Origin of the sequence: Nocardiopsis sp. CA-288880, from assembly GCF_050955985.1 — a bacterium.
GTDB lineage: Bacteria > Actinomycetota > Actinomycetes > Streptosporangiales > Streptosporangiaceae > Nocardiopsis > Nocardiopsis tropica.
Window position 1 is genome coordinate 5,751,569 of the sequence record NZ_CP192105.1, and the last position, 26,688, is coordinate 5,778,256.

At 72.2% G+C, this 26,688-nt stretch carries 22 protein-coding genes; 11 read left to right on the top strand and 11 right to left on the bottom strand.

What is annotated here, in order from left to right:
• Nucleotides 1-17: 17 nt before the first annotated feature.
• Nucleotides 18-1,181: a YdcF family protein gene (locus ACQPYD_RS24905; RefSeq protein WP_433697930.1), complete on the bottom strand. Its 1,164-nt coding sequence runs from the start codon at nt 1,179-1,181 to the stop codon at nt 18-20.
• A gap of 416 nt (nt 1,182-1,597) precedes the next feature.
• Nucleotides 1,598-4,294, bottom strand: a complete 2,697-nt coding sequence (gene ppdK / locus ACQPYD_RS24910; RefSeq protein WP_433697931.1) for a pyruvate, phosphate dikinase — start codon at nt 4,292-4,294, stop codon at nt 1,598-1,600.
• A gap of 553 nt (nt 4,295-4,847) precedes the next feature.
• Between ppdK and trhA the strand changes: the two genes are divergently transcribed.
• The gene (trhA, locus tag ACQPYD_RS24915; protein WP_433702128.1) at nt 4,848-5,522 is read left to right on the top strand and encodes a PAQR family membrane homeostasis protein; all 675 of its coding nucleotides are present in this window, start codon (nt 4,848-4,850) and stop codon (nt 5,520-5,522) included.
• 372 nt (nt 5,523-5,894) lie between these two features.
• Here the strand turns inward: trhA and ACQPYD_RS24920 are convergent, their stop codons facing one another.
• The 3 genes from ACQPYD_RS24920 to ACQPYD_RS24930 form a co-directional block, all read right to left on the bottom strand.
• Entirely contained in the window at nt 5,895-7,283 is a 1,389-nt protein-coding gene (locus tag ACQPYD_RS24920; RefSeq protein WP_433697932.1) for a glycine--tRNA ligase, read from the bottom strand.
• Nucleotides 7,284-7,460: 177 nt separating this feature from the next.
• Nucleotides 7,461-7,757 (bottom strand): antibiotic biosynthesis monooxygenase family protein, encoded by a 297-nt coding sequence (locus ACQPYD_RS24925; RefSeq protein ID WP_267945951.1) that lies wholly within the window; start codon nt 7,755-7,757, stop codon nt 7,461-7,463.
• 130 nt (nt 7,758-7,887) lie between these two features.
• On the bottom strand, nt 7,888-11,589 hold the full coding sequence (locus ACQPYD_RS24930) for a CDP-glycerol glycerophosphotransferase family protein (protein WP_433697933.1): 3,702 nt from the start codon (nt 11,587-11,589) through the stop codon (nt 7,888-7,890).
• Nucleotides 11,590-11,932: 343 nt separating this feature from the next.
• Between ACQPYD_RS24930 and ACQPYD_RS24935 the strand changes: the two genes are divergently transcribed.
• The 4 genes from ACQPYD_RS24935 (at nt 11,933) to ACQPYD_RS24950 (ending at nt 14,500) form a co-directional block, all read left to right on the top strand.
• A complete protein-coding gene (locus tag ACQPYD_RS24935; RefSeq protein ID WP_433697934.1) occupies nt 11,933-12,328 on the top strand; it encodes a DUF6703 family protein in 396 nt (131 codons plus the stop codon).
• Nucleotides 12,329-12,397: 69 nt separating this feature from the next.
• Nucleotides 12,398-13,237 carry a metal ABC transporter ATP-binding protein gene (locus ACQPYD_RS24940; RefSeq protein WP_433697935.1) on the top strand — a complete coding sequence of 280 codons (840 nt, stop codon included), beginning with the start codon at nt 12,398-12,400 and terminating at the stop codon, nt 13,235-13,237.
• On the top strand, nt 13,230-14,132 hold the full coding sequence (locus ACQPYD_RS24945; RefSeq protein WP_433697936.1) for a metal ABC transporter permease: 903 nt from the start codon (nt 13,230-13,232) through the stop codon (nt 14,130-14,132). Before ACQPYD_RS24940 ends, ACQPYD_RS24945 begins: the two co-directional genes overlap by 8 nt.
• A complete protein-coding gene (locus ACQPYD_RS24950) occupies nt 14,129-14,500 on the top strand; it encodes a Fur family transcriptional regulator (RefSeq protein WP_433697937.1) in 372 nt (123 codons plus the stop codon). Before ACQPYD_RS24945 ends, ACQPYD_RS24950 begins: the two co-directional genes overlap by 4 nt.
• A 111-nt stretch (nt 14,501-14,611) precedes the next feature.
• On the opposite strand, the gene ACQPYD_RS24955 is transcribed toward ACQPYD_RS24950, so the two are convergent.
• From ACQPYD_RS24955 to recO, 4 genes are all read right to left on the bottom strand, one after another.
• A complete protein-coding gene (locus ACQPYD_RS24955) occupies nt 14,612-15,433 on the bottom strand; it encodes an SGNH/GDSL hydrolase family protein (RefSeq protein WP_433697938.1) in 822 nt (273 codons plus the stop codon).
• 113 nt (nt 15,434-15,546) lie between these two features.
• Nucleotides 15,547-16,341: an SGNH/GDSL hydrolase family protein gene (locus ACQPYD_RS24960; RefSeq protein WP_433697939.1), complete on the bottom strand. Its 795-nt coding sequence runs from the start codon at nt 16,339-16,341 to the stop codon at nt 15,547-15,549.
• Nucleotides 16,341-17,162 (bottom strand): isoprenyl transferase, encoded by an 822-nt coding sequence (locus ACQPYD_RS24965; RefSeq protein WP_267945959.1) that lies wholly within the window; start codon nt 17,160-17,162, stop codon nt 16,341-16,343. The genes ACQPYD_RS24960 and ACQPYD_RS24965 overlap by 1 nt, the downstream gene beginning before the upstream one ends.
• The gene (gene recO / locus ACQPYD_RS24970) at nt 17,159-17,890 is read right to left on the bottom strand and encodes a DNA repair protein RecO (RefSeq protein ID WP_355014378.1); all 732 of its coding nucleotides are present in this window, start codon (nt 17,888-17,890) and stop codon (nt 17,159-17,161) included. The genes ACQPYD_RS24965 and recO overlap by 4 nt, the downstream gene beginning before the upstream one ends.
• A gap of 370 nt (nt 17,891-18,260) precedes the next feature.
• On the opposite strand from recO, the gene ACQPYD_RS24975 reads away from it, so the two are divergent.
• The 3 genes from ACQPYD_RS24975 to ACQPYD_RS24985 all read left to right on the top strand — a co-directional run bounded on the left by ACQPYD_RS24975 (nt 18,261) and on the right by ACQPYD_RS24985 (nt 20,445).
• On the top strand, nt 18,261-19,076 hold the full coding sequence (locus ACQPYD_RS24975) for a CAP domain-containing protein (RefSeq protein WP_433697940.1): 816 nt from the start codon (nt 18,261-18,263) through the stop codon (nt 19,074-19,076).
• Nucleotides 19,077-19,224: 148 nt separating this feature from the next.
• Nucleotides 19,225-19,689 carry a GNAT family N-acetyltransferase gene (locus tag ACQPYD_RS24980; RefSeq protein ID WP_433697941.1) on the top strand — a complete coding sequence of 155 codons (465 nt, stop codon included), beginning with the start codon at nt 19,225-19,227 and terminating at the stop codon, nt 19,687-19,689.
• Nucleotides 19,690-19,737: 48 nt separating this feature from the next.
• Complete coding sequence (locus ACQPYD_RS24985; RefSeq protein ID WP_433697942.1) at nt 19,738-20,445, top strand: DUF2625 family protein; 708 nt, start codon at nt 19,738-19,740, stop codon at nt 20,443-20,445.
• 88 nt (nt 20,446-20,533) lie between these two features.
• Here the strand turns inward: ACQPYD_RS24985 and leuA are convergent, their stop codons facing one another.
• Nucleotides 20,534-22,234, bottom strand: a complete 1,701-nt coding sequence (leuA, locus tag ACQPYD_RS24990) for a 2-isopropylmalate synthase (protein ID WP_433697943.1) — start codon at nt 22,232-22,234, stop codon at nt 20,534-20,536.
• Between the two features lie 570 nt (nt 22,235-22,804).
• Between leuA and ACQPYD_RS24995 the strand changes: the two genes are divergently transcribed.
• The 3 genes from ACQPYD_RS24995 to ACQPYD_RS25005 all read left to right on the top strand — a co-directional run bounded on the left by ACQPYD_RS24995 (nt 22,805) and on the right by ACQPYD_RS25005 (nt 24,922).
• On the top strand, nt 22,805-23,020 hold the full coding sequence (locus ACQPYD_RS24995) for a type II toxin-antitoxin system VapB family antitoxin (RefSeq protein WP_433697944.1): 216 nt from the start codon (nt 22,805-22,807) through the stop codon (nt 23,018-23,020).
• Entirely contained in the window at nt 23,017-23,427 is a 411-nt protein-coding gene (locus tag ACQPYD_RS25000) for a PIN domain nuclease (protein WP_433697945.1), read from the top strand. Before ACQPYD_RS24995 ends, ACQPYD_RS25000 begins: the two co-directional genes overlap by 4 nt.
• A 190-nt stretch (nt 23,428-23,617) precedes the next feature.
• The gene (locus ACQPYD_RS25005; protein ID WP_433697946.1) at nt 23,618-24,922 is read left to right on the top strand and encodes a M14 family metallopeptidase; all 1,305 of its coding nucleotides are present in this window, start codon (nt 23,618-23,620) and stop codon (nt 24,920-24,922) included.
• A 46-nt stretch (nt 24,923-24,968) separates the two neighbouring features.
• Here the strand turns inward: ACQPYD_RS25005 and gcl are convergent, their stop codons facing one another.
• Nucleotides 24,969-26,684 (bottom strand): glyoxylate carboligase, encoded by a 1,716-nt coding sequence (gene gcl, locus ACQPYD_RS25010; RefSeq protein ID WP_433697947.1) that lies wholly within the window; start codon nt 26,682-26,684, stop codon nt 24,969-24,971.
• Nucleotides 26,685-26,688: the final 4 nt, after the last annotated feature.

The following is a 26,688-nucleotide window of genomic DNA, read 5'->3' on the forward strand; positions in this document are numbered from 1 at the left end:
CACGCCTTCCGCGCTGGTCAGGCAGCGTTGACGCGGATGTCGCTGCTGTCGTTGAAGATCCAGTAGTACCAGAGCGAGGCGGTTTCCCTGGTGATGTACCAGAGCTGGGTGCGCCGCTCGATGACGGCCGGCCCGGAGCGCGAGGGCGACGTGCCCGCCTCGATCCCGAAGTCGGCGGCCATGCGCTTGGAGCGCAGGCTGTGCCAGGGGTCGGAGACCAGGACCGCCGTCTCCCAGGCGCGGTCCTCGAACACCAGGGAGACGGCGCCGATGCTCTGGAGGGTGTCCCTGCCCTCCTCCACGGCGATGATCTGGTCGGCGGGGATGCCGACCTCGACCAGCCAGTTCTTGCCCGCGGCCGCCTCGGTGAAGTTGTCTCCCGGCTGCTTGCCCCCGACGGTGACGATGACGGGGGCGACGCCCTCCAGGTAGAGGACCTGGGCGTGCCTCAGCCGGGCCTCGAACACGGGCGAGGGGACGCCGTTGTACTGGCTGGCCCCGAGGACGACGATGGCGTCGGAGGCGACGCGGTCGTCCTGGCGGGCCGTGTACCAGACCCAGCCCCAGGTGCCCGGCGGGACGGCCAGCGCCACGAGCAGCAGGAGCGTGACGATCCAGCGCAGGCGAACGGGGCGCCGCTCGCGGCGGCGCGGCCGGGGAGCCGGGCGCGCGGGGCGTCCGCCCCGGGGAGGGGGAGGGGGCTCCTCGTCGAAGGGCCCGTCGGGCCCTTCGACGGACGGTTCGGCGGCGGGGGCGCTCCGGCCGGGGCCCCGGGGCTGCGGCCGGTCCCTGACGAAGCGCCGGGTGAAGGCGGCTCCCGTGGGGGCGTCGGTGGGAGCGTCCTCCGCCGGAGCGCCGTAGAGGTCCTCGAAGGCCGGGTCGGGCCGGTCGAACGCACGGGTGCGCCCGTCGTCGGGCGCGCCCCCGGGGACGGAGGGCCCGGGGCGGGCGAACTCGCGTGTGGCGGGGTCGCCGGACGCGGCGGGCCCCGCCCTGGTGAACTCGCGGGTGGCCTCGCCGTCCGCACCGCCGACGCCGTCCCCGGCCGCCTCCGCCGGAGGGGCGGGGACGGCGGTGAAGTCGTCACGGGAGAAGACCCTGGTCGACTCGTCGTCTGAGGAGGGGGCCGTGACCGGCTCCTCCCACGGCTCGTCGCCGCGGCCGTCGTTCGCCGTTCGCACCGGCTCACCTCCGCACAACTTCTCTGAACAGGGATCCTGCTACCCGCTGGGACGGCCCGTACCGGCCGGCGGTTCGCGGCGGCACGGGGTCGGGCGAGCGGGAGCGGGGGTGGTGTCGGCGCGTCCCGCCTCCGCGTGTGGGGGGAGGCCGGGAGCGGCGGCCTTACCGGCGGCCAGAATACATCACGAAGAGGTCACAGCGAGCGTCTCGGAGCCCCACCGTCGGCAGGGTCGAGTCTAGGGCGTTCTCTGTGGCCGGCGGCCCTCCGGAGGGTGGTCCCCGGTCGGTTCCCGATCCTGCGCCGGACGGTACTCCCGCCGCCGCCGGGTCGTCGCCGGGGACCCTTCCGGCCGGGTCCCGGCCCCCGCGGGGGGAGGGGCGCCTCCCCCCGCGGAACCGCGTCCGGTCCGGGGCCTCAGCCCGCGGTGCGCCCGGCCGCGCGGCCCGCCTCCAGGCGGGCGACGGGGACCCGGAACGGGGAGCAGGAGACGTAGTCCAGGCCCACACGGTGGAAGAAGTGCACCGAGGCGGGGTCCCCGCCGTGCTCGCCGCACACGCCGAGCTTGATGCCGGGCCGCGCCGCGCGGCCCTCCTCCACCGCGATGCGGATCAGGCGGCCGACGCCGTCCACGTCCAGGGACTCGAACGGCGAGACCCCGAACACGCCCTTCTCCAGGTAGGCGGAGAAGAACGAGGCCTCGACGTCGTCGCGGGAGAAGCCCCACACGGTCTGGGTGAGGTCGTTGGTCCCGAAGGAGAAGAACTCGGCGTTCTGCGCGATCTCACCGGCGGTCAGCGCCGCGCGCGGCAGCTCGATCATCGTGCCGACAGGGAAGTCGAGCTCGACCCCGTGCTCCCGCTCCACCTCCCGCAGCACCCTCAGCGCGTCCTCACGGATGATCTCCAGTTCCTGCACGGTGCCGACCAGCGGAATCATGATCTCGGGCCGGGGGCGGCCCCCCGCGGCCGTCCGGTCGACGGCGGCCTGGGCGATGGCCCGCACCTGCATGGAGAACAGCCCGGGGACGACCAGGCCGAGGCGCACGCCGCGCAGGCCCAGCATCGGGTTCTGCTCGTGCAGCCGGTGCACCGCCTGGAGCACCCGCAGGTCGTTCTCGTGGCTCTCCCCGCGTGCCTCGGCGACGGCCACGCGCACCGACAGCTCGGTGATGTCCGGGAGGAACTCGTGCAGCGGCGGGTCCAGCAGGCGGACCGTCACGGGCAGCCCGTCCATGGCCTCCAGGATCCCGGCGAAGTCCTCGCGCTGGAGGGGCAGCAGCTCCGCGAGCGCGTCGCGCTGCTCGTCCTCGGTGTCGGCGAGGATGAGCCGCTCCACCAGCTGGCGGCGGTCGCCGAGGAACATGTGCTCGGTGCGGCACAGGCCGATGCCCTGCGCGCCCATGCGGCGCGCGCGGGCGGCGTCCTCGGCGGTGTCGGCGTTGGCGCGCACCCGCATGCGGCGGGCCGCGTCGACGTAGTGCATGAGCCGGTCGACGGAGCGCACGAGGTCGTCGGCCTGGTCGGAGGCGGGGTCGATCTCGCCCTCGAAGTAGCGCACGACGGGCGAGTCCACGACGGGCACCTCGCCGAGGTACACCTCGCCGCTGGTGCCGTCGATGGAGATGACGTCGCCCTCCTCGACCACCTCGCCGCCGGGGGCGGTCAGCCGCCGGTTCTTGGTGTCCACGTCGATCTCCTCCGCGCCGCAGACACAGGTCTTGCCCATGCCCCGGGCGACGACGGCCGCGTGGGAGGTCTTGCCGCCGCGGCTGGTGAGGATGCCCTCGGCGGCGATCATGCCCTCCAGGTCGTCGGGGTTGGTCTCCCTGCGGCAGAGGATGACCTTCTCACCGCTGCGCGACCACTTGACGGCGGTGTAGGAGTCGAAGACCGCCTTGCCGACGGCGGCGCCGGGAGAGGCGTTCATGCCGTGGCCGATGCGGCGGACGCCGGCCACGGCCACGGCCGCCTCGTCGAAGCGGGGGAACATCAGCTGGGCGAGCTGGTCGCCGGTGACGCGCTGGACGGCCTCGTCCAGGGTGATCATGCCCTGGTCGACGAGCTGCTCGGCGATGCGGAAGGCGGCCGCGGCGGTGCGCTTGCCCACCCGGGTCTGGAGCATCCAGAGCTTGCCGCGCTCGATCGTGAACTCGATGTCGCACAGGTCGCGGTAGTGGTTCTCCAGGGTGTCCATGATGCCCATCAGCTCCGCGTGGCTCCGGGCGTCGATCTTCTCCAGGTCGGCGAGGGGCACGGTGTTGCGGATGCCGGCCACCACGTCCTCCCCCTGGGCGTTCTGGAGGTAGTCGCCGTAGACGCCCGGCTGGCCGGAGGCGGGGTCGCGGGTGAAGGCGACGCCGGTCCCGGAGTCCATGCCGAGGTTGCCGAAGACCATGGCGCAGACGTTGACGGCGGTGCCGAGGTCGGCGGGGATGCGCTCCTGCCGTCGGTAGAGGGCCGCCCGGGGGGCGTTCCAGGAGTCGAAGACCGCCTTGACGGCGAGGGCCATCTGCTCCCGGGGGTCGGAGGGGAACGGCCGCCCGGTCCGCTCCAGGACGATGTCCTTGAAGCGCCCGGCGAGCTCGCGGAAGTCGGCGGCGTCGAGGTCCAGGTCGTCGGTGGTGCCCTTGGCGGCCTTGACCTCCTCGACGGCCTCCTCGAAGAGGTCGCCGTCGATGTCCTGGACCGTCCTGCCGAACATCTGGACCAGGCGGCGGTAGGAGTCCCACGCGAAGCGCTCGTCCCCGCTCCGGGCGGCGAGGCCGACGACGGACTCGTCGTTGAGGCCGATGTTGAGGACCGTCTCCATCATGCCGGGCATGGAGAACCTCGCGCCCGAGCGCACGCTCACCAGGAGCGGGTCGTCGGCCTGGCCGAGGCGGCGCCCCATCGTCCTCTCCAGCTCGGCGAGGTTGGCCTCGACCTCGGCGTCCAGCCCCTCGGGGACGCTGCCGCGCGAGAGGTAGTGGCGGCACGCCTCCGTGGTGATCGTGAACCCGGGGGGCACGGGGAGTCCGAGGTTGGTCATCTCGGCGAGGTTGGCCCCCTTGCCGCCGAGGAGATCCTTCAGGTCCTTGTTGCCCTCGGTGAACGTGTAGACGTACTTGGCCACGGGGGTCTCCCTCGATTCTCGACGGCTCCGCGGTGGATCGGCGCCTGTGCCCGGATGGGCGCGACTCTATCCACACTGCGCATCATCACCCCTTCATGAACCACCATTTGGCAGCATTCCAGCAGGTCAAGGACATTAGAAAGGTCTATACCAATGGTTCAGCCCAGGAATGCCGACCCCGACCCCCCGGCCAGGGAACGAACACCCCGGCATCCACGGACCCCCTGGTCACAGCCCCGCGATCACACGGCGAGGCGCTTCCCTCCCGCCCCTGCCGCCACAGGGGCGCACCCGACCAATCCCGCGCCACGCCTTCCACCGGAGGCCGCTGTGCCGCGCAACACAGGTTTACCGGCAAGTAACCTACGCATCCGTAAGTTAGGCTGGGCAAGAGGCCCGCAGCGGCGCGGACCGCGGGACGGAGGGGAACAACGTGTCGGAGGAACGGACGCGGAGCGACGGCAGGGGCGGCGCGGGGGCCCGGGACGACGGACCCGGCGGGCACGGCGCCGGAGCCGCGCAGGGCGGCGGGGACCCCCAGGGTGACGCGTCCATGCCGGAGAGGGCCGTCAGCGCGGCCGGAGACTTCCTGGAGGCGGTCAAGCCCAGGCTCCGGGGCTGGCTCCACCTGGGGACGGCGCCGCTCGCCCTCGCCGCCGGCATCGTCCTGGTCGCGCTCTCCCCCACCGTGCCGGCCCTGCTCGCCAGCGCCGTGTACGCGCTCAGCTCGGTGCTGCTGTTCAGCACCTCGGCCGTCTACCACGTGGGCCGGTGGTCGCCCCGCGCGCAGAAGGTGCTGCGGCGCATGGACCACTCGAACATCTACCTGATCATCGCCGGCACGTACACGCCGTTCATCGTGCTCGTCCTCGACGGCACCCTGCGCACGGCGATGCTGGCGCTGGTCTGGGGCGGGGCCATCGCCGGGGTCGGCTTCAAACTCCTGTGGCTCAACGCCCCGCGCTGGCTGTCCACGGCCCTGTACCTGGCCATCGGCTGGGTGGCGGTGCTGTTCATCCCCGACCTGGTCCACGGGACCCATCCGGCGACGTGGATCCTCATCCTCGTCGGCGGGGTCCTGTACAGCGTCGGCGCGGTCGTCTACGGGCTCAAGCGGCCCAACCCGGCGCCGCGCTGGTTCGGCTTCCACGAGATCTTCCACTCGCTGACCATCGCGGCGTTCGTCTGCCACTACATCGCGGTGTCCTTCGTCGTCTACACGACCTGAGGCCCGGCCTCTGGAGCGACAGGACCGCCGCAGCGGTCCGGACCGGTGGAGGGGGTTCCGGCCTCCTCGGCCCGTGGGAGCGTCGGTCGGACCATATCCACGTCACGATTCGCTCACGCGGTAGGACAAGCAGGATGAAATGCGCCTTTATCTCCGGTGGCCTGGCGCTACGTTGAGAACCGGTTCCCCCGGCCGTGTGCGGCCGGAGGAACCGACGAGACGGCCGGAGACCACATCCCCCCGGGTCCGGCCGTCTCACCGCACTCCCCTGCTCGTACGAGCGCTGCGCCCGCTCCCCTCACAGGGGAAGCGGGCGCAGTGCTCTCACGTGCTCGCGCGCCCGTCCCGGCGTCCGGGACGGGCGCGCGGCGGTCAGCAGCCGGGCAGGCGCTCGAACAGGTAGGTCTCCACCCTGTCGAGCGAGACCCGCTCCTGGGACATGGTGTCGCGCTCGCGCACGGTCACCGCGTCGTCCTCCAGGGTGTCGAAGTCCACCGTCACGCAGAACGGGGTGCCGATCTCGTCCTGGCGGCGGTAGCGGCGGCCGATCGCGCCGGCGTCGTCGAACTCCACGTTCCAGCGCTTGCGCAGCGCGGCGGCCAGGTCGCGGGCCTTCGGCGACAGGTCGGCGTTGCGCGACAGCGGCAGGACCGCGGCCTTGACCGGGGACAGGCGCGGGTCCAGGCGCATGACGGCGCGCTTCTCCAGCTTGCCCTTGGCGTTGGGCGCCTCGTCCACGTTGTACGCGTCCAGCATGAACGTGAGCACCGCCCTGTCGACACCGGCCGCGGGCTCGATGACGTAGGGGATGTAGCGCTCGTTGCTCTCCTGGTCGAAGTACGACAGGTCGACGCCGGACGACTCCGCGTGCGTCTTCAGGTCGAAGTCGGTCCGGTTGGCGATGCCCTCCAGCTCGCCCCACTCGCTGCCCACGAAGTTGAAGCGGTACTCCACGTCCACGGTGCGCGTGGAGTAGTGGGACAGCTTCTCCGCGGGGTGCTCGAACAGGCGCAGGTTGTCCTTGGCGATGCCCAGGTCGACGTACCACTGGAAGCGGGTGTCGATCCAGTACTGGTGCCAGTCGGCGTCGGTGCCGGGCTTGACGAAGAACTCCATCTCCATCTGCTCGAACTCGCGGGTCCGGAAGATGAAGTTGCCGGGCGTGATCTCGTTGCGGAACGACTTGCCGATCTGGCCGATGCCGAAGGGCACCTTGCGGCGTGCGCTCTGCTCGACGTTCTTGTAGTTGATGAAGATGCCCTGCGCGGTCTCCGGGCGCAGGTACGCCAGGCCCTTCTCGTCCTGCACCGGGCCCAGGTAGGTACGCAGGAGCCCGTTGAACATGCGCGGCTCGGTGAAGGAGGACTTGGCGCCGCAGTTGGGGCAGGCGATGGCGGCGAGGCCGTCGGCGGGCGCGTGGCCGTGCTTCTCCTCGTACGCCTCGACGAGGTGGTCCGCGCGGAAGCGCTTGTGGCAGGACTGGCACTCGGTCAGCGGGTCGACGAACGTCGACACGTGGCCGGACGCCTCCCAGACCTCGCGGGCCAGGATGACGCTGGAGTCCAGGCCGACGATGTCCTCCCGCTCCTGCACCATCGAGCGCCACCACTGGCGCTTGACGTTGTTCTTCAGCTCGACGCCGAGGGGGCCGTAGTCCCAGGCCGCGCGCAGACCTCCGTAGATCTCACTGGAGGGGTAGACCAGACCTCGGCGCTTGGCGAGGTTGACCAGTGCGTCCATTGCCTCTGACTTGGCGGCCATGGGTGACTCTCCATCCGGCTGGCAGTCGGTGGATCGCGGTTCGCGATACATCGTCGTGTGGGAAGCGGTACGCGCGCCGAAACCGGGGAGTGGCACCGTCGGACGCCCGCGTCCACCCAGGCTAGAGCACCCGGCAAGCCCTCGCACACCGTACGTGCACGGGCAGGGGCACTCCTCTCAGGCGGGGGCGCCGCCCCCGGCGACGATCTCGTACGCGCTCGGCTCGTCGATGGCGCGGGAGAGCAGGGGGACCGCGTTGACCTTGACGTCGAAGTCGGACAGCGCCCGGCGGTAGAAGCCCGCGCCGTCCCACTCGGTGACCACCGTCCACAGGCCGGGATCGTCGGCGGCGCGGCCGAGGCGGTGGCCCCGGAAACCGGGGCGGCGGGAGAGCGCCTCGACGGCGGCCGCGGCGTCGGCGCGGAAGGCGTCGAGGTCGGCCTCGGGAACGGAGTAGCGGGTGATGACGATCACGGCACCATTGTGTCCCACCCGGGGAGTGCCCGGGTTGCCGCCCTCCGCCCGCGGGCGGAGGGCGGGCCCCTCCCCCAGGGCGTCCCGGCGGCCGGGGCCGCCGGGACGCCGGGGGCGGCGCCCGCCCGGGTCAGCCCTCGCCGAAGACCCGGTCCACGACCCGGGCCGCCGCGTGCCCGTCGTCGAGCGGGCAGAACCGGTCGACGAACGACCGGTAGGACGGCTCGGCCCGGCGCGCCACCTCGTCGATGTCGAGGAGCGCCCCGATCACGTCGTCGGACCCGGTGAGCAGCGGTCCCGGCGCGGTCTCCTCGAAGTCGAAGTAGAAACCGCGCAGGTTGTCCCGGTAGCCCTCCAGGTCGTACGTGAAGAACAGCATCGGACGGCCGGTGTTCGCGAAGTCGAACATCATGGACGAGTAGTCCGTGACGAGCACGTCGGTGACCAGGAACAGCTCCATGATCTCCGGGTACAGGGACACGTCGTGGACGAAGCCCTCGCCGACGATCGGCACGCTGTCGACCACCCGGGGGTGGCGGCGCACCAGGAGCACGTGGTCGTCGCCGAGCTTCTCGTACATCCGGCGCAGGTCCAGGTGCAGGTCGAGCTTGTGCTTGCCGCGCGTGTAGTACTTGTCGTCACGCCAGGTCGGCGCGTAGAGCACCACCTTCTTGCCCTCGGGGAGGCCGAGGCGCCGCCGGGTGCGCTCCGCGATCGCCTCGCGGTCGGGCGAGAAGAAGATGTCGTTGCGCGGGTACCCGGTCTCCAGGACCTCCCCCTCGAAGCGGAAGGCGCTGCGCAGGATCGGCGTCGCCCACGGGCTCGGCGAGACCAGGTAGTCCCACTGCCGGGTCTCCCAGGCGAGCTTGTCGAAGTAGTCGCGGGACTTGCCCCGGATGTTCTCGATGTCGAAGCCGATCCGCTTGAGCATCGAGCCGTGCCAGGTCTGCACGACCACCTGGTCCGGACGGCGGTGGAACCAGGTCGGCTGACGGGAGTTGGTGACCAGGTACCGCGTGCGGGCCAGCGCCTCGTAGTACTCCCGGCCCCGGTGGCGGACGGGCGCCAGGTCGTCGGGGAGGCGGACCTGCCCGTCGGCCACCAGCCACGACATCGGGTAGTCCGCCCAGCGCCCGCGGCCCCTGAGCTCCGCGTAGAGGCTCTGGGGGCTGTCGGAGTACTGGCGGCCGGTGTAGGTGTCGAAGAGGATGCCCTCGTCGACCGGCTTCTCCCGCTCGGCCGGGTAGAACGTCTCCCTCAGCTCGCGCTGGGCGAAGCTGCCGCGCTCGGCGGGGCGCAGGTCGCTGCCGACCCGGAGGACGGGGATCCCGCGCCCCTGGTAGGAGAGCTTGTAGGAGCGCTCGCTCGTCTGCATCTCCAGCGGCAGTCCCGTGATGAGCGCGTCGGAGAACTCCACCCCCACGTCCGTGGGGCCCTCCTCGGAGCCCTCCCCCGTCCCGCCCCGGACCCGGCCCCACAGCTGGTAGGTGCCCACGGGCAGGGACAGGTCCCCGGACAGGGTGGGGACGTCCGCCGGGGAGAACCTGGCCCCGAACCGGTTCCCGGAGCGCTCCACCCGCAGCCCGTGCTCCTCGTCGCGCCCGCGCGCCTTGGCGACCAGGCGCAGGTCGGTGCCGGCGGGGAACTCGCCCTCCAGGACGAGTGCGCGCCCCTCCCAGCGGGCCCCGTCCACGGTGGGCCGGGCGTGCCCGGCGCGCAGCCTCAGGTAACCGGTGGCGCCGCGCCGGACGACCAGTTCCTGGAGGGTGTCCTCGGCCGCGTAGGCGATGGTGGCGACGTCGTCGGACATCACCAGGGGGACGGCCTGCCGGTCGGGGGTGACCAGGTGGACGTCCCACTCCTCCTGGCGGATCACGCCTCCGCACTCGCTGACGCTGCGGTCGAACAGCTCGTCGGCGCGGACCCGGGCGCTGAAGCGGCCGGCATGCACGGTGACGGGGTGGGTGAGCGCCGCCGTGCCCGGCCTGCGGGTCAGTCGCAGCTCCGTGGCCTCGGCGGCGGGCGCGGACAGCAGCTCGCCCTCCAGCTCCAGTTCACCGGTACGGGGGTCGAAGCGGTGGGAGGTGACGCGGGCGCGGGCCTGCTCGACCCCCACGACCAGCTGCCGGTCCTTGTTCCAGTACGGGCGGACCCAGAAGTCCTCGTCGACCTGCTGGTAGCCGGGGCGCTCGGGCGGGCCGGAGACGGGGCCGGACAGGAACTTGCGCCGGGTGATGCCGCGGTTGAGGACGACCAGCTCGACCTTCCAGTCCCCGGGCTCCCAGCCGCCGGCGGACCGCAGCCGGCGCGGGTCCAGGACGAGGTCGAAGCCGCCGTAGTCGTGGCGGGCGGCGTCGATGACGTCGGGGAGCTTGAACTCGGCGGCGAGCCGGGTGCGGACCGGGATGCGCACCCGGCGGTGGGTGGCGGTGTTGACGGCGAACGCGACCACGTGCTGCTGCCAGCGCCTGCGGGCCCGGAGGTGGCGGATGCCGACCCTGCCGCTGATGTGCAGGCGCCCGGCCTCCCAGCGGACCTCCTCGGTCTTCTGGCGGACCCGGATGTCCTCGTCGAGCCGGTACACCTCGCGGGGCACGGCCTTCCCCGGGTCCTCGGACTCGAAGAAGGGGTACCTGATGTAGTAGCCGAGACCGCGCCGGACGACGGTGGCCTTCTTGATCTCGACGCTCTTGGCGAAGGTGGCCACCTCCAGGAGGTCGGCCACGCGCCGCTTGCGCACGAGGTGGTACAGGAGTCGCGCGAGGACGCCGAGTCCTCGCAGCTGCTGCGCGGGGACGTGGTCCAGGAAGCCGTTGAGCAGGTCGACCGCGGTCTCGCGGGCGTCGTCCTCCGCGTCGTCCAGCCGGAGGAGCAGGCTGTGGAGCTCGCCGTTGAGGAGGGTGCGGTCCCACAGTTCGCGGTCGGCGGTGGCCAGGCCCGCGGCGAGTTCGCCCATGGCGCGGATGCGGCGTTCGAGGACGTCCTTCTCCAGCGGGAGCCGGGCGTGCTCGCGCTCGCGCATCAGCAGGACGGGGCCGGGGAGGACGTCGACGGCGGTGGCGGCGAGGGCGGCGCGGCGCAGGCCCAGGTCGGCGTCGTCGGGGTGGAGGCCGTGGTCGGGCAGGGACTCCCAGAACCCCTTGCGCCAGAGCTTGTTGCCGAGCGTGGGGTCCGCGGCCAGGCCGGGGACGTTCCGGGGGTCCTCGGCCAGGCGGTTCTTGCCGCAGTAGCGCTTGTGCGCCCTGGAGGGGGAGGCGCCGAGCTCGTTGAACTTGTACACGTTGCCGACGACCAGGTCGGAACGGCTGTCGGCGGCGCTCTTCACGAGGTAGGACAGGGCGTAGCCGGTGAGGGCGTCGGAGCCCTCCAGGAAGAGCAGGTGGCTGCCGCCGGCGGCCTCCGCCCCGCGTGCGCGCGCGGTCGGCCGGTCGGGGGCCGGGTCGCCGCCCAGGAGTACGGCCGTGAGTCCGGGCGGCGGGGACCCGGCGAACGCGGCCGCCGTGGCGAGCCCGTCCTCGCTGACGGACTCGACGGCTTCGTCCCCCTGGTCGCCGTCCTCGGCCGGGACGTCGGGGTCGGCGTCCTCCGCGGCGTCCTCGTCGCCGCCGCCGTCGGTGTCCGGCCCCGGGGAGGGGGCCCCGGTGTCGGCGGTGCGGGGGCGGTCGCCGTTTCCGGCGCGGATCGGGACGAGGACGACCTCGATGTCCGTGAGCGGCTCGGAAGCCGCCTCCCCGACCCGGTCACCGCTCTGTTGGCGGCTCAGGGAGTCGAGGCAGTTCTGCAGATGTGGCTCGGTGACGTCGAACGTCACGATGACAGTGGGTTCGGGCACGGAAGTTGACACCCTCCGGAGGGTTCGTTGCCGTGGGCAACGCGCGGGAACCGTCGGCGCGGGCCGCGTTTCTCAGACGACGAAATTACTACTGAACGTAGGGGATGCGCGACCAAAAGTGTGCCTGGACCCGCTCTGAGGCGCGCTGCACGGGTCGGGGGAGACGTGCGGCCGCGGGGGCCGCGCCGGAGCCCAGCGGCGCGCCGGGGCCCTGCACTAGGGTCAGAGACAGAAGTATCACAGGCCCGGGGGCCCGACGCCCACCAGCGCGGGGCGGGGTGACCCGGGCGAACGGCACGAACCCCCCTGTCGTCGGCACGACCCGGAAGCGGATACGGACAGCATGGCCCCTCCTGAGCACGGTGACGAGAAGCGGCGCGGCGACGGGGACCTCCCCCGCCCCGGGGAGGGCTCCCCGCCCCCCGGCGGGGGGCGGACGGGCGGCGCCGCCGGCCCGGGACGCCTGCGGCGCGAGGTGGAGGAGCGCAGCGCGGTGCCGCTGGTGTGGTTGCACCAGCGCCCCCGCTGGCTGGCGCCGCTGGTGCTGGGGGCGCTTTTCCTCGCGGGGCTGGCGGCTCCGGGGTTCGTGGGCGCGGTCTGTCTTCTGCTGGTGGCGGTGTTCTTCGTGTGGCTGGCGTTCTTGACCTGGCCCTCACTGACGGGTCAGCAGAAGGTGCCGCGCGTGCTCATGGTGGGGGTCGTCCTGGTGCTGGCGGTGGCGAGGACCCTGGGTTTCTGACCGTGGTCCGCCCCCACGGCGCTTCTGTCACATTTTGACAATCATTTTCGTTTTCGCCATAATGACTAGGTGTCTGCCCAGTTCACGGACGTCGGAAGCGACGTACCGCCCGCCTTCCGGACCGTCGGGGCGCATGTCGCCTACGACGGCGTTCCCGTGCTCGACGGCGTGAGCATCGACATACCCGTCGGCCAGACGATGGCGGTCCTGGGCCCCAACGGCTCCGGCAAGTCGACGCTGATGCGCGCGATGCTGGGCATCGTGCCGCTCACGTCGGGGCAGGTCCTCGTGCACGGCGTCCCGCTGCGGCGCTTCCGCTCCTGGCGCAGGATCGGCTACGTCCCCCAGCGGCTCACCGCCGGGGGCGCCGTTCCCGCCACCGTGCGCGAGATCGTCGCCTCCGGGCAGGTCGCCTCGCGCCGCCGCCTCTCGTTCGCCACGCGGGCCGACCGCGCCGCCGTCGAGGAGGCCCTGGAGACCGTCGGCCTGGCGGACCGGGCCCGCGACTCGGTGCGCGAGCTCTCCGGCGGCCAGCAGCAGCGCGTCCTCATCGCCCGCGCCCTCGCCGGGCGGCCCGACACCTTCGTCATGGACGAGCCCATGGCCGGTGTGGACGCCGAGAACCAGCGCGCGCTCGCCGGCACCATCGCCCGCCTGCGGGACCTCGGCTCCACCGTGGTCCTGGTCCTGCACGAGCTGGGCCCCCTGGAGGACGTGATCGAGCGCGCCGTGGTCCTGGAGTCGGGACGCGTCGCGCACGACGGCAGCGCCCCCGAGCCCACCGGCGAGTGCGCCCGTCCCGGCCACGAGCACCAGCACCCCCACCCCGACCCCAACGACCCGGCGAGGGCCGCCACCGAGAGCGCCCCCGCCAACCTGATCCGACTCGAGGTCCCCGGCCGTGACTGAACTGCTCCAGTACGAGTTCATGCGGCGCGCCCTGGTCGCCGCCGTGCTGGTCGGCCTCGTCGCCCCGATCATCGGCACCTACCTCGTCCAGCGCCGCCTCGCCCTGCTGGGCGACGGCATCGGCCACGTCGCGCTGACCGGCGTGGCGCTGGGCCTGCTCACCAGCACCTCCCCGGTGCTCACCGCGGCCGTGGTGGCGACCGCGGGCGCCGTGCTCATCGAGGTCGTGCGCGTGCGCACCCGCACCAGCGGCGACGTGGCCCTGGCCCTGCTGTTCTACGGCGGCATCGCGGGCGGGGTGCTGCTCATCGGCCTCACACCGGGGGCGAGCAACGCCACCCTGGTCTCCTACCTGTTCGGCTCGGTCAGCACCGTGGAGGAGGCCGACCTGTGGGTCGTGGGCGTCTTGGCCGCGGGGGTGGTCGGCGTGGTCGCGGTGTTCGGGCGCGAGCTGTTCGTGCTGTGCCAGGACGAGGAGGTGGCGCGGGCCCACGGGCTCCCCGTGCGCTTCCTGAGCGTGCTGCTGGCGGTGACCGCCGCGCTGACGGTGGTGATCGCCATGCGGGTGGTGGGGGTCCTCATGGTGAGCGCCCTGATGATCGTCCCGGTCGCCGCCGCGCAGCAGCTGACCAAGAGCTTCCGGGTGACCATGCTGCTGGCCGTGGCGATCGGGCTCCTGTCCTCGCTGGGCGGGCTGACCACGTCGTTCTACGCAGATCTGTCGCCCGGTGCGACGATCGTCCTGCTGGCCCTCGCCGTCTACGGCGCGGCGGTGGCGGCGGGCGGCGTGCTGCGCCGCGCCTCCGGAGCGCGTTCCCCACGGACCCACGGGCCCGGAGCGGGGGTTCCGGCCGGTACGATGCCCCAGACTGATCGGGGGAGGGTGAAACCATGAGTACACGACGCGACGCGGTCCGCCAGGCGCTGACCGAGTCCACAGGCTTCCGCAGCGCCCAGGACCTGTACGCCGACCTGCGCGCCGACGGTTCCAAGATCGGGTTGACCACCGTCTACCGCGCTCTGCAGGCGCTGAGCGACTCGGGTCAGGTCGACGTCCTGCGGACCGACGACGGCGAGGCCGTCTACCGGGCGTGCGACACCGAGAGCCACCACCACCACCTGGTCTGCCGGGTGTGCTCGACCGCCGTGGAGATCGAGGGCCCGGCCGTGGAGAAGTGGGCGGTCGAGATGGGCGCCAAGCACGGCTTCACCGGTGTGACGCACACCCTCGAGGTCTTCGGCACCTGCGCCCGCTGCTCCTGAGCCGGCCCCGCACCGCCGCCGCCCGGGGCCTCCTCGCAGGGGCCTCCCGGCGGCGGGCCCCGGAGCGGACCGGGTCCCGCCGCCGGATCGCGCGGGCGTCCGCGCCGCCGCTCAGTCGCGGTGGACGCGCAGCGGCTCCAGGACGGGACGCTTGGCACTCACGTTGTCACCGGACGAACGGCCGGTGAGCCGCCGGTGGATCCACGGCACCAGGAACTCGCGCGCCCAGTGCAGGTCCTCCTGCCGGGCCGTCCGCCAGTCGCGCGGCGCGGCGGGCGGCCACGGCTCGTTCCAGTCCGTGCCGGTCGGCACTCCGAGGACCTCGCACACGCGCAGGGCGAGGCGGCGGTGGCCCTCCGAGGACAGGTGCAGGCGGTCCCAGTTCCAGGCCCTGGCGTCGTCGAGGACACGCATGCTCCACACGTCCACCACGTCGCACCCGTAGCGGTCCGCGATGGCCCGCAGGTGCATGTTGTAGGTGGCGATCTTGCCGCGCATGTGCCGCATCACCGGCTGCCAGTTGGTGTCGAACCCGGTGAAGAGGACGATGCGCGCGCCGGTCCGGCTCAGCTCCTCGACCGCCCCCGCGAAGGCCGCGGCCACGGCGTCGGGGTCCGCCCCGGGGCGGATGATGTCGTTGCCGCCCGCGCACAGGGTGATGAGGTCGGGCGACAGCTCGACGGCGCGGGGGATCTGCTCGTCGATGATCTGGTGCATGATCTTGCCGCGCACGGCGAGGTTGGCGTAGCGCACCTCGGCGACGTGGTCGGCGAGGTGCTCGGCCACCCGGTCGGCCCAGCCCCGGTAGCGGCCGTTGGGCACGGCGTCGCTGTCCGGGTAGGGGTCGCTCATGCCCTCGGTGAAGCTGTCACCGAGGGCGACGTAGGACAGGATGTCCCCGCTCGTCAGATCCTTCGTCCCAAAACCGCTCATAGTGCACGATGATCCATCCCCACCCCCGGGTTACGCGACAGTAGGTTGCCGTTCGCGCACGTATTGGGTGGCACGTCACACCGTGTGCGGTGCGGCGGAGGGGGCCGGGCCGGTCAGCGGTCCTTCGTGACCGGGGTCAGCTCCGGGCGCTTGGCCGTGACCGTGTCGCCGGACGAGCGTCCGGTCAGGCGGCGCCCGATCCACGGGCCGAGCGAGTCCTTCACCCAGGTGAGGTCGTCCCGGCGGGCCTGCCTCCAGGGCACCGGCCCCTGCTCGGGCCACGGCTCGTCCCAGCGGTCGGCGACCGGCACTCCCAGGACCTCGGCCGCGCGCAGCGCGAGGCGGCGGTGCCCCTCCGGGGACATGTGCAACCGGTCCTCGTCCCAGGCGCGGGAGTCGGTGAGCGCGTCCATGGACCACTGGTCCACCAGGAAGCAGCCGTACTTGTCGGCGACCGCGCGCACGTGGAGGTAGTAGCGGGCGAACAGGCCGATGGTGCCGCGCATGTAGCCGGTGGTGATGTTCACCCCCGTGAACAGCACGACCTGGCTCCCCGCGGCACGGAGGCGGCCCACCGTGTGGTCCAGGATGCGGGCCATCCGCTCGGGGTCCCCGCCGGGGCGCAGCAGGTCGTTGCCGCCGGCGCTCAGCGTCACCAGGTCGGGGGCCATCGCCAGGACCGGCGGGACCTGGTCGGTGACGATCTGGCGCATCAGCTTGCCGCGCACCGCGAGGTTGGCGTACCCGATCTCCCCCACGTGGTCGGCGAGGTGTTCGGCCAGCCGGTCGGCCCAGCCGCGGAACCCCTCCCCGCCCGGGTACGGGTCGCCCACGCCCTCGGTGAAGCTGTCCCCCACCGAGACCAGCGACATGCCCTGCCTGACCAGGGGTTCTTCGGAACCCGACATCACTTCTCCTCCCCAGCTACGGCGTTGGGCAGGGCGCCTCCGTAGCGGCGGTCCCTGCTCGCGTAGATCTCACATGCCCGCCACAGGTCGCGGCGGTCGAAGTCGGGCCAGAGCGTGTCCAGGAACACGAACTCGGCGTAGGCGGACTGCCAGAGGAGGAAGTTGGACAGCCGCTGCTCCCCGGAGGAGCGCACGAACAGGTCGACGGGGGGCACGTCGGGGGCGTAGAGGTGCCTGGCGAGGGTGTCCTCGGTGATCTTGTCCGGGGAGAGCCGCCCCTCCGCCGCCTCGCGGGCCATCGCGCGGGCCGCGTCGACGATCTCCGCCTGGCCGCCGTAGTTCACGCAGAACTGCAGGGTCAGGCCGGTGTTGTCCTTGGTCATCTCCTCCGCGTCGCGGAGTTCCTTGATGACGCTCTTCCACAGGCGCCCGGCGCGCCCGGCCCACTTGACGCGGACACCGCGCGCGTGCAGCTCGTCGCGGCGGTTGCGGATGGTGTCGCGGTTGAAGCCGAGGAGGAAGCGGACCTCGTCGGGCGACCGCTTCCAGTTCTCGGTGGAGAAGGCGTAGGCGGAGAGGTGGGAGACGCCCATCTCCAGGGCGCCCTCGATCACGTCGAAGAGGGAGGACTCCCCCGCCTTGTGCCCCTCGGTGCGCGCCAGTCCGCGTTCCTTGGCCCAGCGGCCGTTGCCGTCCATGACGACGGCCACGTGCCTGGGCACGAGGGCGGCGGGCAGCTCGGGGGGCCGCGCGCCGCTGGGGTGCGGGACGGGCGCGGCGTACTCCCGGCGTTTACCGGTGTCGAAGCTGAACAGACTCAAGAACGCTCCACATGGCGCAGTGATCGGATTCCGTTTTCCAGGTGCCACTGTAGGTAGGCCGCGACCAACCCGCTGCACTCGGAGCGGTGCCTGCCCTCGCTGGCGTCCGCGCTCTCCCAGTCCCCTCCGAGCAGGGCCGACATCAGCCGGAACGTGTCGGGGGACGGGTGCACGGAACCGTGGGGGCGGCACACCGAGCAGACCATACCGCCGGCGTGGACCGCGAAGGCGCGGTGCTCCCCCCGGCTGCCGCAGCGGGCGCACCCGTCCAGGGCCGGGGCGTACCCGGCGACGGCGAGCGACCGGAGCAGGTAGGCGTCCAGGACCAGCCTGGAGTCGTGGGCGCCCTCCCCCAGGGTACGCAGTGCGCCGATCAGCAGCAGGAACTGGCGCAGCGCGGGGTCCTTCTCCACGGAGACGACCTTCTCCGCGGTCTCCAGCATCGCGGTGGCGGCGGTGTAGCGGGCGTAGTCGGAGACGACGGCCTCGCCGTAGGAGCGGAGGGTCTCGGCCTGGGTGATGACGTCCAGCGTGCGGCCGGTGTGGAGCTGCAGGTCGACGTGGGTGCACGGCTCCAGGCGCGCGCCGAATCGGGACTTGGTGCGACGGACCCCCTTGCCGACGGCGCGGACCAGGCCGGTGCGCCGGGTCAGGAGGGTGACGATGCGGTCGGCCTCGCCCAGCTTCTGGTTGCGCAGGACGACACCCTCGTCGCGGTAGAGACTCACCCCCCCATTGTCGCGGATGCCACCGACCACCCGGGCGGCCCGACCTCTCCGAGCAGACCCCGACGTGACCTGCTTTATTACGTTTTGGATTCCCTTTTTGCTCGCTTTGCTCTACTCTCACGCGCTAGGACGCACCTCACCGGGCCTGCCGCCCTTCCCCCGCGGCGTCCGGAGTCCCCCGCGCGCACGCGCTGCCCGCCGGGCACGGGTCACACAGAACTCACGTGCCCATGGGCACGGGCAGAGCCGGCCGGGGGAAGGACTGACACCCCGGCCGCGGTCACGGACCGGCGGGTCCGCAGGCGTGTCCACCCGAATTCCCGTCACGGAGGAGAGCGATATGGCGCGTGGTCGCCGAGGCAAGCGCCGGATGAGCGCTCGCGAGAACCGCTCACGGAAGGACGGGCGGCGCCGCCGCCCGGTACCCCTCGTGGTGGCGCTGGCCGCGATACCGGTCGGCCTGACCCTGGCCGGAGCACTGCTGGTCACCGGGGCGGGCGAGAGCCTGAACCCGTTCCGGGACACCGCGGACGAGACCCTGGCGACGGGTCGGATCGGTGACGCCGTCGCCGACGACTCCGCCGTGCCGGAGGCCTCCGCGGACGACGACTTCTTCGCGTCGCCCAGCGCGCCGCCGCAGGACCGGCCGTCGCCGTCCGGCGCGGGCGGGCCGCAGAGCGCCGACGTGACGGCCTCCTCCGTCCCCGAGGAGGCGCAGGAGGACGGGAGCCCGTCCGGCGGGGGCGGCGGTGGCGGAGGGAGCGGTGACGGCGACGACGGCGAGCGCCGGGGCCGCGGCGGCTCCGGCCCCTCCTCCGCAGGGGGGTCGGTCGACCAGGTCGTGACCCTGGTCAACGGTGAGCGCGCCTCCGCCGGGTGCGACCCGCTCAAGGTGGACCCGCGGCTCACCGCCGCCGCCCAGGAGCACAGCGAGGACATGGACCGGCGCGACTACATGAGCCACGAGAACCCCGAGGGCGAGGGCCCGGCCGACCGCGCCCTCCGCCACGGCTACGACGCGTGGGGCGCGGAGAACGTCGCCAAGGGGCAGACGAGCGCCGCGCAGGTCATGGACGCCTGGATGGGCAGCCGGGGCCACCGCGACAACATCCTCAACTGCGACCTGGTGGCGATCGGCGTGGGAGAGTCCGGCAACGCCTGGACCCAGAAGTTCGGCTGGGAGTAGGCCGGGCACGGCGGCGGTCCGCGCTCCCCCGGGGCGCGGACCGCCGCCGTCGGAGGCCCCGGCTCCGCCGGACCCCCGCACCGCGCACGGGGGACCGCTCCGCGCGAACCCCTACCGCCACGGCCCTCCCGCGCCCTACCCTGGCCCGGTGCCCCCTGTCACGCGGCCCGCGACCGCCGAGGACCTCGACGCCGTGCTGTCCCTGCTCGGCGAACTGCCCCCCGACGCCCCGCCCCTCACCGCGGCCTCGGCCGCGCGGATCTGGTCGGAGGTCTCGGGCCAGGAGGGGCGGACCCTGCTGGTCCACGAGCGGGACGGGCTCGTCGCCGGGACGGTGGACTGCCTGGTGGTGCCCTGGACGTTCCGGGACGGGCGGCCGGTGATGCTCGTGGAGAACCTCGTGGTCGCCGAACGGCACCGGCGCTCGGGTGCGGGACGCTCCCTGATCCGGTCGGCGGAGCGCCTCGCGCGCCGCGCCCGCTGCCACAGGATCCAGCTGCTCGCCGCCGGCGACGCCCACGTGCACGCGTTCTACCGCGCGTGCGGCTTCGTGTCCTGCGCGGACGGGTTCCGCAAGCACGTCCCCTCCTGGACCGTCGGGGCCTCCCTGTAACCTGGTCCGTCGCCGCGCCTACCCCGCGGTGTGACGGAGGGTCCCCCGATGCGTGAACTGAGTGAGCTGGTCGAGGTCGAGGAGCCCGCCTGGCCCGTCCTGACCGAGCGCCTGGCCGGCAGCGCCGCGCGGGTGCGCGTGCTGCCGGTCGATCCCGTCGCGGGCCGGACCTGCCTGCACCGGCTCCAGGTGACCGCCCGGTCCTTCCTGGGCGCGATGGCGCTGGAGTGCGGCGGCCTGGTGCTCGACGGGGGCTGGCTGCGGGTGCACGGCGGGGGCGGCCCCGACCTGCGCGGGCTGGGCGAGGTCAACGACCTGAGCGCGGCCGTGGTCTTCGGCCCGCCGCTGCGGCTGGTGGTGGGGCACGACGTGCTGGGCGGGGTGTTCGCCCTGAACGGGCCGGGCTCCGAGGGCGCTGAGCACCCGGGCAGGCCCGGCGAGGTGGTGTACTTCGCCCCCGACTCCCTGCGGTGGGAGCCGATGGAGACCACGTACTCCTCGTGGCTGCTGTGGATGCTGGCGGGCAACCTGGAGGGGTTCTACGAGGGGTTGCGCTGGACCGGCTGGCGCGAGGAGGTGGAGGCCCTCGGCCTCGGACAGGGGTTGGCGGTGCGGCCCCGGTCCGGGGAGCGGACCCGGGCGGACCCGGCCGCCGCCTCCCGCAGAGCGGTCCCGCTGGGCGAGCTGACCGCGGCGAACCGGGGTCTGTGCGCCGCCCGGGGCCTGCCCGACCCCGGACCCTTCGGCCTTCTCTGAGGGACGGCCCGCCTCCGCGTGCGGCGGCGGGCGGGGGGCCGGGGCGAGCGCTGCGGCTCCGCCCGGGCCCCCCGGGAGCACCGGTCCGTCAGACGCGGGCGATGGCGCTGCACAGGGCCTTCAGCGAGGCCGTCGTGATGCTGCTGTGGATGCCGACGCCCCACACGACCCGGCCGTCGATCTCGGCCTCCACGTAGGCGGCGGCGCGGGCGTCGCCGTCCTCGCCCATGGAGTGCTCCACGTAGTCCATGACGCGGACCTTGACGTCGACGTCGGCCAGGGCGTCGCAGAACGCGGAGATGGGGCCGTTGCCGGTGCCCGACAGTTCGCGGATCTCGCCGTTGACGCGGGCGTCGGCCTCGATCCGGTAGGTGCCGTCGCCGTCGGTGGAGGAGCGGTGGGCCAGGACCGCGACCGGGCCCTGGTCGCCCAGGTAGGTCGTGGAGAAGATCTCCCAGATGCGGTCGGCCGCGAACTCCCCGCCCTCGGCGTCGGTGAACTTCTGGATGACCTGCGAGAACTCGATCTGGAGCCGGCGCGGCAGGTCCAGGGAGTGGTCGCGCTGCATGATGTAGGAGACGCCGCCCTTGCCGGACTGGCTGTTGACGCGGATGACCGCCTCGTAGTTGCGGCCCACGTCCTTGGGGTCGATGGGCAGGTAGGGGACGTCCCAGGTGTGCTCGTCCACCGGGGCGCCGGCGGCCCCGGCGGCCTCCTCCTGCGCGGCGAAGCCCTTCTTGATCGCGTCCTGGTGGGAGCCGGAGAAGGCGGTGTAGACCAGGTCGCCGCCGTACGGGTGGCGGGGGGCCACCGGCAGCTGGGTGCAGTGCTCGACGGTGCGACGGATCTCGTCGATGTCGGAGAAGTCGATCCGGGGGTCGACGCCCTGGCTGAACAGGTTCATGCCCAGGGTGACCAGGCAGACGTTCCCGGTGCGCTCGCCGTGCCCGAACAGGCAGCCCTCGACCCGGTCGGCCCCGGCCATGACCGCCAGCTCCGCGGAGGCGACGCCGGTGCCCCGGTCGTTGTGCGGGTGCACGGACAGCACGACGTGCTCGCGGCGCGACAGGTTGCGGCTCATCCACTCGATCTGGTCGGCGTAGACGTTGGGGGTGGAGCGCTCGACGGTGGCGGGCAGGTTCAGGATGATCTCGCGGCCCGGCCCGGGGTTCCACACGTCCATGACGGCCTCGCAGACCTCCAGGGCGAAGTCCAGCTCGGTGTCGATGAAGATCTCGGGCGAGTACTCGTAGCCGAAGTACTCGGTCCCCTCCAGGTACTGCTCGGCGAAGCGCATGACGTGGCGGGTGCCCTGGACGGCGATCTCCTTGCAGGCCTCCCGGTCGACCCGGAAGACCACGCGGCGGAAGGTCGGTGCGGTGGCGTTGTACAGGTGCACGGTGGCGCGCTTCGCGCCGACCAGGCTCTGCACGGTGCGCTCGATCAGGTCCTCGCGGGCCTGGGTCAGCACCGAGATCTGCACGTCGTCGGGGATCAGCCCGTCCTCGATCAGGGACCGGACGAAGTCGAAGTCGGTCTGGCTCGCGGAGGGGAAGCCGACCTCGATCTCCTTGTAGCCCATCTCGACCAGCAGCCGGAACATCTCGTGCTTGCGCGCGGGGTCCATGGGCTCGATCAGCGCCTGGTTGCCGTCGCGCAGGTCGGTGGAGAGCCAGCGGGGGGCGGCGTCGATGGTCTTCGACGGCCAGGTGCGGTCCGGCAGGTCCACCGGGGCGAAGGGCTTGTACCGGTGGAAGGGCATGGGGCTGGTCTGCTGCTGCGGCACCATCGCGGTGTCTCCTCGGGGTGGTTCGTGCATGTGGTCTGGTCGACCAGGAGCAAGCCGAAGTCCCGCGGCGAGGGAGCCGACCGTCTAACGACCCCCGCCGCGGCCGCTAAGGAGGAGCAGCACGCGCAGCATAACGATGATCACGCTAGCAGACGGCCGAAGATCCCCGGTACCCCGCGTCCACATGTCGAGATGCAGGTCACTTACCTGCGACGACACGGCGTACGCGAATGGGACGCAGCCGAGGGCCGGGCCGCGCGACCGCTACGTGTACCTCGACTTCGAGATATCGCGCAGAGGTCTGTACCATTTCAGGTGAACCCTTCAGTGCTAGGGGGGTTGTTCGAGTCCCGCCGACGGGACCCGGGGTGCGGCCAACACCCGAGGCCGCCGCCGACCGCGCCGAGTACGCGTAAGCCGCGGTGGCGGCGAGGCCGGTACCGTCGGCGGGATCTCTCGTTCCCGCCCCGCGGGGAGGGGCAGTGCCGCGGCCGCGGTCCGCGCGGACCCCGCCACACGTCCGGCCACCGCAGATATACTGGCGCCTCGCCGGGATATACGGAGGCCGTTGTGACCAAGGTTCTCATCGACATCGACGACGAGGCGCTCTCCAGAGCATCCGAGCTCTACGGAACGAAGACCAAGAAGGACACGGTGAACACGGCCCTCCGTGACGCGGTGACGAGGCTCGACCGCTCCGCCGCACTGGCCGAGATGCGCGAACTCGCGGCCGAGGAGGGCGTGGACCTGCACGTGCTCTCCGACAAGAGGCGGTATCGCCGGTGAGCCCTGCCCGGTACCTCATCGACACGAGCGCCCTCGCCCGCGTCCTCGGACAACAGGACTCCCGGTGGGACGAGGCCATAGCCAACGGCGTGGTCGCGGTGTGCCCCGTCACCGGGCTCGAGTTCCTGTACGGCGCCCGGTCCGTGAGCGACCGCGACCGCATCGTGTCCCTGCTCAACAGAATGCTCCTCCCGGTCGACCTGGACGACAGGGACTACCGGCGGGCCTGGGAGGTCCAGCGAATCCTCACCTCCCGGGGCGAACACCGCAGCGCCGGCCCCGTGGACCTCCTGGTCGCCGCCTGCGCCGAACTCCGGGACCTCACCCTGCTCCACTGCGACAACGACTTCGAGACGATCGCGCGTGTGACGGGACAGCGGGTCCACCGGGTGGCGCCGAAGGAGTGAGGGCCCGCGACACACGGCCCCGGAGCGCGGTCCGCCGGCGCGACCGCCGTGGCCACATCCGGCCACGGGGCACCCGGTCCCGCTCGCGAACGAAGCGGGCTTCACCTGCCGGAGCGGGCAAACAAGGCGATCCGCCACATCAGTGACGGAAAGTTAGCTATATTGACAGATTGTGCTGATTTCTTCTGCAATGACGCCACGTATCCGCAGCCTCACCCCCGCTGGAGGCACCGTGGGAAGCACCCCCGTCAGAAGAATCCTCGTCCCCGCGGCCGTGGGAGCACTCGTCCTCGGCCTCCTGGGAACGAGCGGCGCGGCCGCCGAGCCCGTCCACGGCCTCTACGAGGTCCGCGGCGCGACCTCGGCCCGGGACCGCTCGGAGATCGCCGCGACCGGCGCGGCCATCGACCACGTCGGCGAGGACTCGGTCCTGGTCACCGCCACCCCCGACGACGTCGGGGAGATCAGCGGGTTGGGCTACGGCGTCGAGGAGTTCGACGTCCCCGTCCCCCTCGCGGACCCCGACCCCGGCTACACCGGCTACGCGGAACTGGTCGGCGTCATCGACGAGGTCGTCGCCGCCCACCCCGACATCGCCGCGCGGTCCGTCATCGGCCGGTCCCACGAGGGGCGCGACCTCCTCGCGGTCAAGATCAGCGACAACGTCGATGTGGACGAGGACCAGCCCGAGGTGCTGTTCGTCCACGCCCAGCACGCCCGCGAGCACCTGACCGTCGAGATGGCGGTCCACCTGATGCGCCTGCTCACCGACGGTTACGGCGGCGACCCCCGGATCACCGACCTGGTCGACGGCCGCGAGATCTGGATCCTGCCCAACGTCAACCCGGACGGCAGCGAGTACGACATGGCGGGCAGCACCTGGCGGAACTGGCGCAAGAACCGCCAGCCCAACGAGGGCTCCTCCTCGCCGGGCACCGACCTCAACCGCAACTGGGCCTACGAGTGGGGGTGCTGCGGCGGCTCGTCCGGCAGCCCGAGCAGCATCACCTACCGGGGCCCCGCGCCGGAGTCGGCGCCGGAGGTCCGGGTGGTCGCCGACTTCGTGCGCGGCCGGGTGGTCGGCGGCGAGCAGCAGATCACCGCCGCCATCGACTTCCACACCTACAGCGAGCTCATCCTCTGGCCGTTCGGCCACACCTACGACGACGTGACGAACGGGATGACCCGGGAGGAGTACGACACCCATGCGGCGCTCGGCGAGCACATGGCCGAGGCGAACGGCTACACCCCCCAGCAGTCCAGCGACCTGTACGTCACCGACGGGTCGATCAACGACTGGCTGTGGGGCGACCAGAGGATCGTGAACTTCACGTACGAGATGTATCCCCGCAGTGCGGCCGGCGGCGGGTTCTACCCGCCCTCGTCGGTGATCGAGAGGGAGACCGCCCGCAACGAGGAGGCCGTGCTGCGCCTGCTCGACTACGCGGACTGCCCGTACCGGATCATCGGCGAGGAGGCCGCGTACTGCGGCTGACCCGGCGGACGCGGAGGGGCCCCGGGTTCTCCCGGGGCCCCGGGCGTCAGGCGCCGGGAACCGGCTCGAACTCCTTGACGGCGTCGATCGCGGGACCGTGCGGGGTGTTGGCCTCGCGCTCGATCATGATCTCGACGAGCACCGGCCGCGAGGTGGACCGGGCCTCCTTGCGGGCCCACTCCAGGGACTCCCGGATCTCCCCGGGCTCCCACACCCGGCGCCCCGAGCAGCCGTAGGCCTCCATGAGCTTGACGTTGTCGGTGCCGTACTCGTCGTAGTGGACGTCCACCTGGTAGTTCATGCCGAAGGGGATCGACGCCTGGCGGATCAGGCCCAGGTACTCGTTGTTCAGCATGATGATCACGTAGGGGACGTCGTACTGGGCCGCGACGGCGAGCTCCTCGACCATGTACTGGAAGCCGTAGTCGCCGACGATGCCGACGACCTCGGCGTCGGGCTCGGTGGCCGCCAGCGCCTTCCGGACGCCGATGGCCGCCGGGATCTCCCAGCCGAGCGGGCCCGCCTGGCCGCAGATCTGGTAGTGCCGCGGCTTGTACGCCTTCTGGTGCTGGCCTCCCCAGATCTGGTAGAGGCCGATGGCGGTGACGAAGTAGGTGTCCTCGTCGAAGACCTCGTTGATCTCCTTGTAGACGCGCGGCGCCTTGACCGGGACCGTGTCGAAGTCCTCGCGGCGCGTCAGGGTGGCCTTGAGCTCGCCGATCCGGTCGATCCACGGTCCGACGCCGGCCGTGGCCCCCCTGCGCCTGGCCGCGGCCAGCAGTTCCCGGAGGAACAGCCGCGCGTCGGAGACCACGCCCAGGTCCGGCTCGAAGACCCGGCCGATCTGGGTCGCCTCGATGTCCACGTGGATGAACTTGCGGTCGCCCCGGTAGACGTCGATCCGGCCCGTGTGGCGGTCGGCGAACCGCGCCCCGACCGCCAGGACCAGGTCCGACTCCAGGAAGGACGCGTTGCCGTAGCGCTGGGAGGTCTGCACGCCGGTCATACCCGAGTACAGGGGCGAGTCCTCGTCGAACGACCCCTTGCCCATCAGGGTGACCTGCACCGGCACCCGCAGGTGCTCGGCGAGTTCGCGCAGGTCCGCCGAGGCCTCGGCCAGGATCACCCCGCCCCCGGCGAGGATCAGCGGGCGCTCGGCGGCCAGCAGCAGGTCCAGCGCCCGCTCCACGCGGGGCAGGTGCGGCTCGACCGTGTTGACCTTCAGCGGGGCGTCGATCGCGGGGTCGTACTCGATCAGCTTCTGGGCGACGTCCACCGGGATGTCGATCAGGACGGGCCCGGGACGGCCCTCCCGCGCGATCCGGAACGCCTCGCGGAAGATCCACGGGGCGGTCGCGGCCTCCTTGATCTGCACGGCCCACTTGGTGACCGGCTTGGCGATCTCGACGATGTCGACCGCCTGGAAGCCCTCCTTGTCCAGGAGGTCGGTGCGCTGCTGGCCGGTGATGCACACGATCGGGACGGAGTCCGCGATGGCCGTGTACAGGCCGGTGATCATGTTGGTGCCGGCGGGCCCGGAGGTGCCTATGGCCACGCCGACCCTGCCGGTGGTGCGCGACCAGCCGTCGGCCATGTGGGTGGCGCCCTCCTCGTGGCGGACGGTGAGGTGCTCGATCCCGCCCACCTCCTCCATCGCCTTGTAGAGCGGGAGGATCGCGGCGCCGGGGCAGCCGAAGGCGATGTCGACGCCCTCGTCCTTGAGGACCTCGACGACGGCGTTCATCACGGGCATCTGTGCCATGACG